The 11,861-nt window shown below is 75.3% G+C and carries 6 protein-coding genes; 2 read left to right on the forward strand and 4 right to left on the reverse strand.

Annotation, left to right across the window (positions count from 1 at the left end; all coding sequences use genetic code 11):
* Positions 1 to 223: 223 nt before the first annotated feature.
* The 4 genes from AC02VZ_RS07695 to AC02VZ_RS07710 form a co-directional block, all read right to left on the reverse strand.
* Positions 224 to 5,212, reverse strand: coding sequence for a hypothetical protein (locus tag AC02VZ_RS07695; RefSeq protein WP_476474918.1), 4,989 nt, complete (start codon positions 5,210 to 5,212; stop codon positions 224 to 226).
* A 97-nt stretch (positions 5,213 to 5,309) separates the two neighbouring features.
* On the reverse strand, positions 5,310 to 6,191 hold the full coding sequence (locus AC02VZ_RS07700) for a hypothetical protein (protein WP_476474919.1): 882 nt from the start codon (positions 6,189 to 6,191) through the stop codon (positions 5,310 to 5,312).
* Positions 6,192 to 6,561: 370 nt separating this feature from the next.
* A complete protein-coding gene (locus AC02VZ_RS07705) occupies positions 6,562 to 8,088 on the reverse strand; it encodes a hypothetical protein (RefSeq protein WP_432056385.1) in 1,527 nt (508 codons plus the stop codon).
* A 478-nt stretch (positions 8,089 to 8,566) separates the two neighbouring features.
* Positions 8,567 to 9,268, reverse strand: coding sequence for a GntR family transcriptional regulator (locus tag AC02VZ_RS07710; RefSeq protein WP_476474920.1), 702 nt, complete (start codon positions 9,266 to 9,268; stop codon positions 8,567 to 8,569).
* Positions 9,269 to 9,559: 291 nt separating this feature from the next.
* Between AC02VZ_RS07710 and AC02VZ_RS07715 the strand changes: the two genes are divergently transcribed.
* Complete coding sequence (locus AC02VZ_RS07715; protein WP_432056387.1) at positions 9,560 to 10,879, forward strand: MFS transporter; 1,320 nt, start codon at positions 9,560 to 9,562, stop codon at positions 10,877 to 10,879.
* A 92-nt stretch (positions 10,880 to 10,971) separates the two neighbouring features.
* The gene (locus AC02VZ_RS07720; RefSeq protein WP_432056428.1) at positions 10,972 to 11,796 is read left to right on the forward strand and encodes a putative hydro-lyase; all 825 of its coding nucleotides are present in this window, start codon (positions 10,972 to 10,974) and stop codon (positions 11,794 to 11,796) included.
* The last annotated feature ends 65 nt before the right edge of the window (positions 11,797 to 11,861 follow it).

Here is an 11,861-nt window from a genome sequence, read left to right on the forward strand (position 1 = left end):
CGACCGCACCGGCCCCCACGACGCCGCTACGAGCGACGCCGGTCCCCACCACGCCGGCACGAGCGACGCCGGTCCCAACGACGCCGGTACGGACGATGTTGCACCTGACGACGCCGATACGGTCGTCGCGCGGGACCGGCGCGGTCCACCGGCCACCAGCCGCCGGCCGGCGGCCCCGCTGCCTCGTCCCCGGGCGCTCCGGTGGTCCGTTACCGCCGACGGATCACCCCTCGGTCCGGAGCGCAGCCGGGGCCTGGCCCTGGCGAGGCTCCCCGACTCGGCCTCTCCCGCCCGATGTCTCTCGTCCGTCCTGAGCCCCACCCGGTCCCCCACCCCGTCCCCCGACCGGCCCCCCTCCGGGTCCCTGGTCCAGCCCGGTCTCCGGCTGCTCGTCCCGCCCCCGGCCGGGGTCACCGTCCTGAGCAGGCGAGGGAGCATGCTCGGGAGCCGGACGGCGAGTGGTGTCGGGAACCGGGTCGTGGTCCCGGCCCGGTGCCGCCGTGGGGCGCTTGAACATGCGGGTCGCGGTGATCTCGCTGTGCACCGCCTCCTGCCCCGGGTCCTGCTGGGGAAGACCGGGCCGCAGGTGCTCCTCGACGCTGATGTACTTCAGGCCGGCCCGGAGGTCGGCGTCGTTGCGCAGCCGGATGACCAGCGGGAACTCGGCCAGCGCCGTGGTGTCGAACAGGCCGGTGGTGTAGAGGAGCTGCACGCCCAGCGCGTCCGCGACGGCCCGCTGGAGTTCGAGCAGGTAGGTCGCGTTGGCCCGGCCGATGGGGTTGTCCAGGAACAGGGTGCCCGCGTGCCGGTGCCGGTCCCGGCCCCGGTCGTTGGAGCGCAGGGCGGCCATCGTGCAGTACAGGGCGATGGCCGCGGTGAGCAGCTGGCCGCCGGAGAAGACGTCGCCCATCTGTCCGACGGGGACGCGCTCGGCGCGCAGCACGGCGTCGGGCTTGAGGATCTCGACGGAGACGCCCTTCGGCCGGAGTGCTGCCGCGACTCCGCGCAGCAGCAGGGACATGCCGTCGCGCCGCAGGTCGGAGTTCTTGCGCACGGCGGCGCTGGTGGCCTCGTCGATGACCTCGCCCAGCCGCTCGGTGAGGGTGGCCTGGTCGGGCTCCTCGAAGCGGATGCGCAGGAACTCCTGTCCCGACCACTCACCGAGCCCTTCGGGGAGCCGGGACAGCCGCTGGGCCGACCGCAGGGTGGCGAGAGCCGATTCGACCAGGCCGCGCAGCCGGTCCACGATCGAGTCGCGGTTGCGCTCCAGTTGTTCGAGCTCGTCGGTGAGGACGCGCAGCCGGGGAGCGAAGGCGTCCGCCCACTTCTGGGCGTGCTCGGGCAGCGCGGAGGCGGGCAGTTCGCGGATCTGCTGCCGTGCGGGGGTGCGGACCTGTTCGTAGCGGGTGGAGTTGGCGTGCCGGACGAGGATGTCGCTCGCCTCGCGGACGGCCGCCTCGGCGGCGGTCAGGTCGGCGGCGCAGCCGCGCAGGGAGCGGCGCGCCTCGGCGGCGGCCTGCCGCGCCTCCTCGGGGCTGCCCGGGTAGGGCTCGGGCTGGTCGGCTTCGTCGTCGGAGGTGTGCTCACGCAGCAGGTCGCGGAGCAGGGCGGCGATCTCGTCGAAGCCGCCGGCCGCGTCCTCGGCGGCGCGGTGGGCGTCGAGGAGTTCGGCGTGAGCCTCCCGGGCCTGGTCCAACGCCCCGGTGCGTGCGGCGAGTTCGGTGGTGGCGGTGCGCAGCAGGGTCTGGGCGTGCTCGGCGTCGGAGGGCTGGGTGTCCTCGGGGAGCGCGGTGTGTTCCCCACCGTCGTCGGGGGCGAGCCGTTCGGCCTCGCCGCGCAGCCGCCCGAGTTGCTCGCTCGCGGCCGACATGCGGGTCTCCAGGAGCTGCACGAGTTCCTCGGCGCGGGCGGCGGCGGCCTGCCGGCTGGGGCCGTCGGAGCCGTCGGGCGACTGGAGCAGGAGCTCGGCGCGGTTGCGGACCTTGTTGCTGAGGCGGTCGAGTTCCGCGCGGGCAGCGCTCTCGTCGCTCTCCGCCCGTGCCTGTTCGGCGCGCAGGTCGGCGCCGACGCCGACCTTCTCGTACACCTGGGAGGCGGCCCGGTACGCCTCGCGCAGTGCGGGCAGGGACGCCTGCGGTGGCGTGTTCCGGGGGCTCCGGGAGGCACGGTCGTCCGGGGCGCCGTCGGAGGCCGGGCCGTCGGGGCCGTCGGCCGTCCCGTCGGGCGTGTCGTCGGACACGTCGTCGGACACGTCGTCGGGCGCGCCGGCGATCTCGGAGCGTTCGGCGCGCAGGGCGCGCGCCGTGCGCCGGGCGTCGTCCGCGGCCCGCTGTGCCGCGCGCCGGTCCTCGTCGGCGGCCCGGGCGCGCTCCAGGCAGGCCTGGGCACGGGCCTCCGCCTCGGCGGCGTCGTCGGCCAGTTCCCTCAGTTTCGCCTGCCAGCCGGCCCGTTCACGCAGCCGGAAGGCGAGTCCGGCGAGGGCGTCGGCGGCGCGGCGGGCCTTCTGCGCCGCTTCCTGCCGTTCGTCGCGCACCCGGGCGGCCTCGGTGGCGGCCTCCTCGGCCTCCGCGCGCACGGTGCGCGCCTCCGCCAGTTCCGCCTCGGTCTCCGCGGCGAACGTCCGGGCCTCCTCGGCTGCCCGGGCGAGTTCGGCTAGCCGGCCGGCCGGGCAGCCGGTCCGCCAGGAGGCGAGGCGGGCCGCGAGCTCGCGGTCCTTGGCGAGCCGTGCGGCGAGGGCGCGGATCTCCTCGTCGCGTTCGGTGGCCCGGGCGCGCAGTGCGTGCCGTTCCTCGTCGGCGGCGTGCTCGTCGTGCATGGCCGGGTTGGGCGGCACGAGGAAGACGTCGCCGGTGTCCGCTCCGGATGCCGGGGCCGGGGCGAGCAGGGCGGCTGCCGTACCGACGGCGACGGCGGAGCGCGGCAGCAGGGCGGCGTCGCCGAGCACCTCGCGGGCGCGGGCGTGGGAGCCGGGGTCGGTGATGACGACGCCGTCCACCAGCTCGGGCCGGGCCGCCAGGACGCGGGCGTGGTCGGTGGGGTCGACGGCCTGGGCGAGGTAGCGCCAGCCGGGCAGGGCGGGGATGCCGTGCTCACCGAGGAACTCCACGGTGGCCAGGACGTCCGGGCCCGGCGGCAGGAGGCCGCCGTCGCCGAGGGCGCCGAGGATCCGGGCGTCGTCGGCGGCGGCGGTCCGCAGCTCGAACAGCTGCCGCTCGGCGGAGGAGACGGTGTCGTCGAGCAGGGTGCGCAGCTCGTCGGCGAAGCGGTCCAGTTCCTCGGCGGTGAGCGCGCCCTCGGCCGGGACAGCGGCTTCGGCGGTCTCGGTGCCGTGCCGGGGGCGTGGGACCGGGGGCCGGGCGGTGGTGCCGCCGGCGAGGCCCAGCAGTTCGGCGGCCCGTTCCTCGGCGGCGAGGGCGGCGGCGGTGCGGCGTTCGGCCTCGTGGGCCCGCTCGGCCGCGGCGGCGGCGTCGGCGGCGCGGGCGGCGGTGAGTTCGGCGCGGGACTCGGCGGCGGCGGCCTCCCTGGCGTGTTCGCCGGCCCTGCGGGCGGCCTCGCGGGCGGTGTCCCAGGCGTCGACGGCGGTCTTCTCGGCGTCGCTGGCCGCGAGGGCCGCCCGGGCGGGGTCGGCGTCGGGGGCGCTGTCATCGAGCCAGCCCGCCCGGACGGCCTCGGCGGTCTCCTGCTCGACCTCGGCCAGGCGCTGCTTGAGGTGTCCGATCTCGCTGCGGGCGCGTTGCGCCTCGGTGGCGGCGGCGGTGGAGTCGCGGTGGGCGGTGTCGCCGGCCTCCTGGAGCGCGGCGGACCGCTCGTCGCCCTCGTTGGCGAGCTGTTCGGCGTCGCGCGCGGCCGCGTGCAGGGCGCGGACGAGGTCCCCGGCGGCGCGGGTGCGCGCGGCGAGGGCCGGGGCGGCGTCCCGCTCGGCCTCCTGGATCGCGGCGGACACCCTGGCCACCCGGTCGGCCGCGGCGCGGTGCCTGAGCACGGCCTCGGCGGCCTGCCAGGCGGCGTGCAGGGTGCGTGCGTCGGCGAGTTCGCGTTTCTGCGCGGCGGCCGACTTCTCGGCGGCGGCGAGTGCCAGGGAGGCGTGCCGGTAGGCGAGTTCGGCGGCGATCAGCGCACTGCGGTCCCGGGCCGCGACGGCTTCGGTGACGGTGTGGGCGGCGGCGGTGACCTGGTGGGCCAGCTCGGCGGCTCGCAGGCGTTCGCGGGTGCCGCGGGCGGAGAGGCGGCGGGCCAGGGTACGGGTGCGGCGTTCGGCGGCGGTGTGGATCTCGCGGGCGCGGGCGCGCGCGTCGGCGGCCTCGACGATCCGGCCGAGCAGGTCGACGGAGCCCGCGGTGAAGTCCCGTTCGGCGATGAGTTCGGCGCGTCGGCCCAGCTTGTTGCCGAACCCGCTGACGAGGTCGGCGAGCCCGTCGGTGTCCCGGGTGTCCGTGACGGCGCGCAACAGCAGGTCCGTGAAGTCGGAGTCCTTCTTGACCGCGAAGAGTCCGGCGGCCTCGCCCTCGTCGGCGTTCATCTCCCGCTGGTAGCGGAAGAGTTCGGGGTCGAGGCCGAGGTCGCCGAGGTGTTCGGTCCAGCGTTCGTGGATCTCCTCCCAGTGCACCTCCAGGTGCGGGTAGGTCTTGCCGGCCTCGGTGAGGGCGTCCCGGAAGCCCTTCATGGTGCGGCGCCGGCCGCGCGCGCCCGACTGCCCCTCGACGGGCGGCCGTACGGTGGTGGCTTCGGCGACGGGCAGGTTGTCGAGGCTCAGTCCGGGGCCGGGCCGGAAGGAGTACCAGGCTTCGGCGAACTTGCGCGGGTCGTTGGAGACCTGGCGGCCCCGCCATTCACTGACCTTGCCGACGACCACGCACTCGCCGGTCTGCACGTGCTGCCATTCCAGGGCCACGTGGCCGCAGTCGTCGGCCAGCAGGAACTTGCGCAGCACACCGGAGCTGGCGCCGCCGAGGGTGTTGCGGTGGCCGGGGAGCATCACCGAGAAGATCAGCTTGAGCAGGACGGACTTGCCGCCGCCGTTCTCCAGGAACAGCACCCCGGCGGGCGCGGGACGGCGGGGCGGGCCGACGGGCTCGTCCTGGAAGAACTCCGCCTGCATGGGGGCGGGGTCGGGCACGGTCCCGCCGACACCGCGCAGGTCAAGCACGGTGTCGGCGTAGCGCGCACCGGCGGGCCCGATGGAGTAGAGGCGGACCCGGGACAGCTCGTACATGGCGGACTCTCGTGAGGCGTCGTGAGTGGGGGGCGGGGATCGGACGGACGTCAGGCGGTCGGGCGGGGGTCGGTCAGGCGGTCAGGCGGTCAGGCGGTCAGGCGGAGTGGAACGGCAGGCCGGCGTCGGCGACGAGGTGCAGGTCGTCCCCGTCCTCGGCGGGCAGCAGGGTGGGGGTGCCGTCGGTGACCGGGACGACGCCCAGGTCCAGCAGTTCGGCGAGGGCGGCGCTGCCGGCCATGTCGCGCACCTGGAGCTGGTAGCGGGCCGTGGTGCGGTAGGTGCCGCCGCCGTCGTCGCCGGTGCGCTGCAGGAAGCCGGAGTCGGTGAGGAAGGTGACGGCCTTGGCGACGATGCCGGTGGTGGAGCCGGAGAGCCGGCGGGCGTCCTTGGTGGCACCGGTCGCGCTGCGCCGGGCCCACACCCGCCAGGCGGCCTCCAGGCCGGGCGCGTCGCTCGCCGGGTCGGTGATCTCGCCCTGTTCGGCGGCCCGTTCCTCCAGCCGGTGGCAGGCCTGGCGGACGAAGGCGTCCACGCCGTTGACCGTGACCCGCCCGATGTATCCGTCGTCGGCGAGGTCCTCGGGGCGGGGGAAGGCGAGGGCGGCGACGGCGAGGTGGGCGAGTCCGTGCAGGAAGCGGTCGCCGCCGTCGGCGGAGGTGCGGCGCGCGTAGTCGCCCATGCGGACGGCGAACACCGAGTCCTCGGCCGCGGTCACGGCCATGCCCGCGCGGGGCGACACCTCCAGCACGACCAGTCCTAGGCCGGTGGCCACGGCGTCGGCGAGCCGCGCGAACGGCGGGTCCTCGCGGTAACGGCGCAACAGGTCCGCGTACTCCTGGTCGCGGGCGGGCTGCAGCTTGGGCTGGAGGCCGAAGGCGACGAGCCGTGCCGCGTCGGCGGCGTCGGCGGGTGTGACGGCGCCGCCGGCGGGCACCGCACCGGTCTCGGTGTCACTCCACTCGGCATGCTCGGTCACGGTCGGGGCTCCTCGGTGTGGGTGTGGGGGTCGGCGCGGTGGGGCGAGCCGACGCGGCCGGCGCGCCCGACGGGGACGCGGCCGGTTCGCGACGGCCCGGAGGAAGACGGCAGCGGGGGGACCGGCGACGACAGCGGGCGGGCCTGCCCGGGAGGCGGCAGCAGTCGGGCGTGCCCGGGAGGCGGCAGCCGGAGGCGGGCCGGCCCCCACAGCGGCGGGACGGACCGGAGCTGTCCGGGGGAGGACGGCACGGACCTGAGCTGCCCAGGGCACGGCTGCACGGACCGAAGCTCCTCAAGGGACTGCTGCACGGACCGGGATTGCCCGGCAGGCAAAGACGACAGTGGCCGGGGCAGCGGCGAAGGGCGGTTCACGCGGCCTCCGTCCGGTCCGCCGCCATGCCCGCCGCGTCCAGCAGTGCGGTACCGACGATGAGGTCGGCGCCACCGAACTCGGGGTCGTCGAGTTCGGTGCCGTCGTCGACGGCGAACAGCAGGGTCCGCTCGCCCTGGCGGTAGGCGGTCCCGACCGGAGGGCTGGCGGCGTGCACGGCCAGCAGCGCGACCAGATAGGGCAGTTCGGGGTCCTGGCGGCGGGCGTCGGCGAGCAGCCCGGAGAGTCTGCGGGGCGCGTCGGCGGGCAGGTCCAGCAGCGCGGTCGCGGCGGCCAGCTGTTCCTCGCTGAAGCGGCTGTCGTCCGGGGTGGCGATCAGGTCGGGCTCGGGCATCTCGGCGCCGAGGTGCTCCCGTTCGACGGGCGGGGTCAGCAGGAGGTCGACGAGGTCGACGAGGCGCACCGACACGGGGGTGCGCAGTCCGGTGCCGTGGGCGAAGAAGGCGTCGGTGACCCGGACCGCCCGCTCCACGGGCAGCGGGAGCAGCGGGGAGAGCAGGTGTCCGTACAGGTCGGTGCCGGAGGTGGCGGTGGGCGTGGCGAAGGCCTGCCGGTCCTGTTCGGCACGGAAGAGGGGGCCGGCCTCCAGCAGCCGGGACTGCAGCTGGGTGTGGCGCCGGATGCAGTCCTTGACGATGTCGACCAGTTCGGCGGCGCGCCGCTTGTGCTCGGGGTCCTCCGACTCGTCGCGGGCCTTGCGGATGTTGGTGAGGATGGCGTTCTCGTGGCGGTACCGGTCCGCCACGTGGTCGAGGGCCTCCGCGATCATGTCCGGCACGGCGCTCAGCCAGTCGACCGCGCGGACGTTGCGCCGGGTGGCGTCCAGCGCCCTGCGCAGGGACTCGCTGTACTGCACGGTCCGGTAACGGGCCTGCTCGGCGGCCAGTTGGGCGTCGGCCAGCCGGCCCCGGCTGATCAGCACCTCCAGTTTGACCTCGGCGGCGATCTGGGCGCTGGTGACGTCGGTGTCCAGGGCGCCGACGAGGACGTTCACCGCCTCGTCGGTGGTCCGCAGGTAGACGGTGCCGCCCGGGCCGGGCACCTCCTCGATCAGCTTGAAGTCGTAGTCCCGGCGGACGTAGGTGCCGTCCGCCCCGAACACGCCGTACACCGCGCGGAAGCCCCGGTCGACGCTGCCGACGTTGATCAGGTTCTCCAAAACCCAGCACGCCACCCGCTCGTGTTCGGCGGCGGGCCGCCGCGGGGCCTGGGCGGCGATGCGCGGGATCAGCCGGGCCACTATCTGGTCGTGGTCGGCGCCCGTGTCGAAGTCCATGTTCAGGGTGACCAGGTCGATGGCGGCGAGGGCGATCTCCGCCATGCCGTACACCGAGTACTCGCCGGCCAGGTTGGCCTTGCGGGCGTCGAGGTCGTGCAGTGGGGCGGTGCACGCGAGCGCGCGCAGCCGCCGCGCCAGCCCTTCGTCGGCGGCCGGGCCCGGCGCGGGCCGCGGCCCCGCGCTGAGCTGGGGCGGAACGCTGTCCGTCGATGCTGGCGAAGTCACGGTGCACAGACTAGATCCTCGGTCTGACAAGGACCCAAACGAGGCAGATGCGCCCCGCCGTCACGGTTGTCGCACGGCCGGTCGCGCACCCGGTTCCCTCTCGGGTCGCGCGCCGCGCGAGACCCCGGCTTCCCGGCCGCGCCGCCGCGGGCCACCGGCCGCCGACCCCCGCTGCTCCCGGCCCCGGCGGCCCCGGACCCACACCTCCGCGCGGGCCCGATCCGTCCACCCGAGCCGCCCCGGGCCCCTCGCCCCGGGGCCACCCCGCCCCGGACTGCCACGGCCCGCCGCTCTCGGCCCTGCCCGCGCCCCTCTGCCCGGCTCAGTCGGTACGGACGGCGGGACTCCCCGGCTCAGTCCGCCGCCCGGCCGCCAGACCGACCGACCCGACTCCGTCCGCCAGCCCGCCGTCCCCCGAGCGGCCCGGCCGTCGTCCCCGAAGCGGCTCAGCCCGCCCGGCCGTCACCCTCGACCCGGCTCAAGCCCGCCCGTCGTCCCCGACCCGGCGTCGGTAGACCTCCACCACCCGTTCCAGCGAGTCGTCGAGGTACCCGGCCAGCAACTCCTCGGCGCGCCGGGTCTCCCCTGCTCGCAAAGCCTGGAGTATCGCGACATTGCGGGCGATGTACGGTTCGTGCAGTCGCCGCGGCTCGTCCACCACATGGAAGGCCAGCCGGAGTTCGGCGAAGACGCTGCGCATCAGCTCGTCGGTGCGCTCGCTGCCGGCCAGGGCCACCAGCTCGCTGTGGAAGTGGATATTGGCCGTACCCACTGCTTTCCAGTCACCTTCGTGGGCCGCCGCACGCCCCTCCTCCACCGCCGCGGCGAGCGCGTCGAGCGGGTGGGGCGGGTCGCCGAGGCCACGCACGACGGCACACTCGACGAGCCGCCGGGTGCGGTAGATGTCCTCGACGTCCTCGACCGCCAGCACGCGCACGAACACGCCCCGGTTCAACTCGTGGACGAGCAGCCTCTCGTGCGTGAGCAGCCGGAACGCCTCGCGCAGTGTGTTGCGGGACACACCGAGCGCACCGCCGATGCTGTCCTCCGAGAGCCGCGTCCCGGGCGGGAAGTAGCCGTCGGCGATCCGGCTCCTGAGGATGTCCGACACCCGCTCCGCGGTACTGGTCCGGCCCAGCAGGGCACGGTCGTCGGCCAGTCCGCTCAGCTGCTCCGCCATGCCCGGAATTCAATCGTATGAGGGACGGCGAGACAACGGGGGTATTGAAGGATCGTTCAACGATCCTCTACTTTGCTCCGCAGCGTCACCGCACACCGTCACCACCCGACGTCACCACCCGGCGGCACCCGCACGAAGCCGCCCCGCACATCGTCGTCCCGCACGAAGCCGTCCCGCGCCGGGACGGCGCACCCGTGGCACCCACGGCACCCACGGCTGCCGCACGCGCACGTTCCGCCCGACCCGCTCATCACCACCCTCCGCACGTCCTCCTCACCCTGCGAGGTGCTCATGAGCACGACCCCTCCGCCCCGGACCCTCACCGGCAAGCCGCACCCCGCCCCGGCCGAACCCGCCCCCGACGACGGGCCGTTCGGCTGGCTGCGGGCCCTGGGACCGCGCGGCCGGCGCGCCTTCGGCGGCGCGTTCGGCGGCTACGCCCTCGACTCCTACGACTACTTCACGCTGCCGCTGACGATGGTCGCGCTGTCCGCCTACTTCGGTCTGACCAGCTCCCAGACGGGGTTGCTCACCACCGTGACCCTGGTGGTCTCCGCCGTGGGCGGCGCCCTCGCCGGGGTCCTGGCGGACCGGATCGGCCGGGTCAAGGCCCTCCTGCTGACCGTGATCACGTACGCGGTGTTCACCGTCGCCTGCGGATTCGCCCCCAACTACGAGACCCTGCTGGTCTTCCGCGCACTCCAGGGCCTGGGCTTCGGCGGTGAGTGGGCGGTCGGCGCGATCCTGGTCGCCGAGTACGCGAGCGCCAAGCACCGGGGACGCACGCTGGGCGCGATCCAGAGCTCCTGGGCCGTCGGCTGGGCCCTGTCCGTGGTGGTGTACACGGTCATCTTCTCGCTGCTCGACCACGACCTGGCCTGGCGGGTCATGTTCTGGACCGGCGCCCTGCCCGCCCTGCTCGTGGTGTGGGTCCGGCGCAGCGTGCAGGACGCGCCGGAGGCGGCCGCCGCGCGCGAACGGAGCCCGCAGAGGGGCTCGTTCGCGGTGATCCTCCGTCCCGGCCGGCCGGGGGCCCCGGGGCTGCTGCGCACCACCGTCTTCGCCGTGCTGCTCTCCACGGGCGTCCAGGGCGGGTACTACACCCTGGCGACCTGGGTGCCGACGTACCTGAAGACCGAGCGGGACCTGTCGGTCGTCGGTACCGGCGGCTACCTGACGTTCCTGATCTCGGGCGCGTTCCTCGGGTACCTGACCGGCGGGTATCTGACGGACCGGCTCGGGCGGCGGCGCAACATATGGCTGTTCGCCCTGCTGTCGGCCGTCTGCATCCTGGCGTACGCGAACCTGCCGAGCGGCGCGGACACCCTCGTCCTGGTGCTCGGCTTCCCCCTCGGGTTCTGCATGTCGGCGATCTTCAGCGGTTTCGGCTCCTACCTCAGCGAGCTGTACCCGACGGCGGTGCGCGGCACCGGGCAGGGCTTCACCTACAACACCGGGCGCGCGGTGGGCGCGGTGTTCCCGACGACGGTCGGCTTCCTCGCCGACAGCTGGGGCGTGGGCGGCGCGCTGGTCTTCGGCGCGATCGGTTACGGCCTCGCGGCGCTGGCGCTGCTGGGACTGCCGGAGACGCGCGGGAAGGAGCTGGTGTGAACCGCACCGGGAAGCGGCCGGACACGGCCACCGCGCCCCGGTCCACCGGGCGGCCGGCTGACGGCCGCCCGGCGGTCCGCCGGGGCGAGGGCATCACGACCGCCGCGGACGACCGTCCGGTGGTCCTGGCCGACGAGCAGGCGCGCGGCTGGAGCCCGGCGGCGGCCCGCGCCCGGATGCGGGACGGTCTGGTGGGCGCGACCGCCGGGGTCGCCGAGGGCCACACCCAGGCGAACCTGATCTCGGTGCCGGCGGACTGGGCGTACGACATGCTGCTGTTCTGCCAGCGCAACCCCCAGCCGTGTCCGGTGCTGGACGTGACCGACGCCGGGGCCGTCACCACCGTCCTCGCGGACGGCGCGGACCTGCGGACCGACCTGCCCCGCTACCGGGTGTGGGAGCACGGCGAGCTGGTCGACGAGCCGACCGACGTGCGCGCGTACTGGCGCGGCGACCTGGTCTCGTTCCTCATCGGGTGCAGCTTCACCTTCGAGTGGGCCCTGACGGCGGCGGGTGTGCCCGTCCGGCACGTGGAGCAGGGGCGCAACGTGCCCATGTACGTGACCGACCGGCAGTGCCGCCCGGCCGGCCGGCTGAGCGGTCCGCTGGTGGTCTCGATGCGGCCGGTGCCGCCCCGCCACCTCGCGGCGGCGATCCGGGAGAGCAGCCTCCTGCCGGCCGCGCACGGCGGGCCCGTGCACTGCGGTGACCCCGCGGGCCTGGGCATCGTCGACCTGAACCGCCCGGACTTCGGCGAGGCGGTGGACGCCGAGGCCGACGACATCCCGGTGTTCTGGGCCTGCGGGGTGACCCCGCAGGCCGCGTTGACGGCCTCCCGGCCGCCGTTCGCCCTCACGCACGCGCCGGGCCACATGTTCGTCACGGACGCCCGCGACGACCGGTACCGGGTGATATGACCCGCCGCCCGGCGCGCCACCGAGCAACGGCGGGGCAGTGGACCCGGGGCCCCCGAGCCCCGGCG

Source organism: Streptomyces sp. 3-6 (genome assembly GCF_056323165.1).

Bases quoted from the DNA above. Each gene is read 5' to 3' on its own strand.
- AC02VZ_RS07695 (WP_476474918.1), bottom strand. From the start codon at position 5,212: ATGTACGAGCTGTCCCGGGTCCGCCTCTACTCCATCGGGCCCGCCGGT.
- AC02VZ_RS07710 (WP_476474920.1), bottom strand. From the start codon at position 9,268: ATGGCGGAGCAGCTGAGCGGACTGGCCGACGACCGTGCCCTGCTGGGC.
- AC02VZ_RS07715 (WP_432056387.1), top strand. From the start codon at position 9,560: ATGAGCACGACCCCTCCGCCCCGGACCCTCACCGGCAAGCCGCACCCC.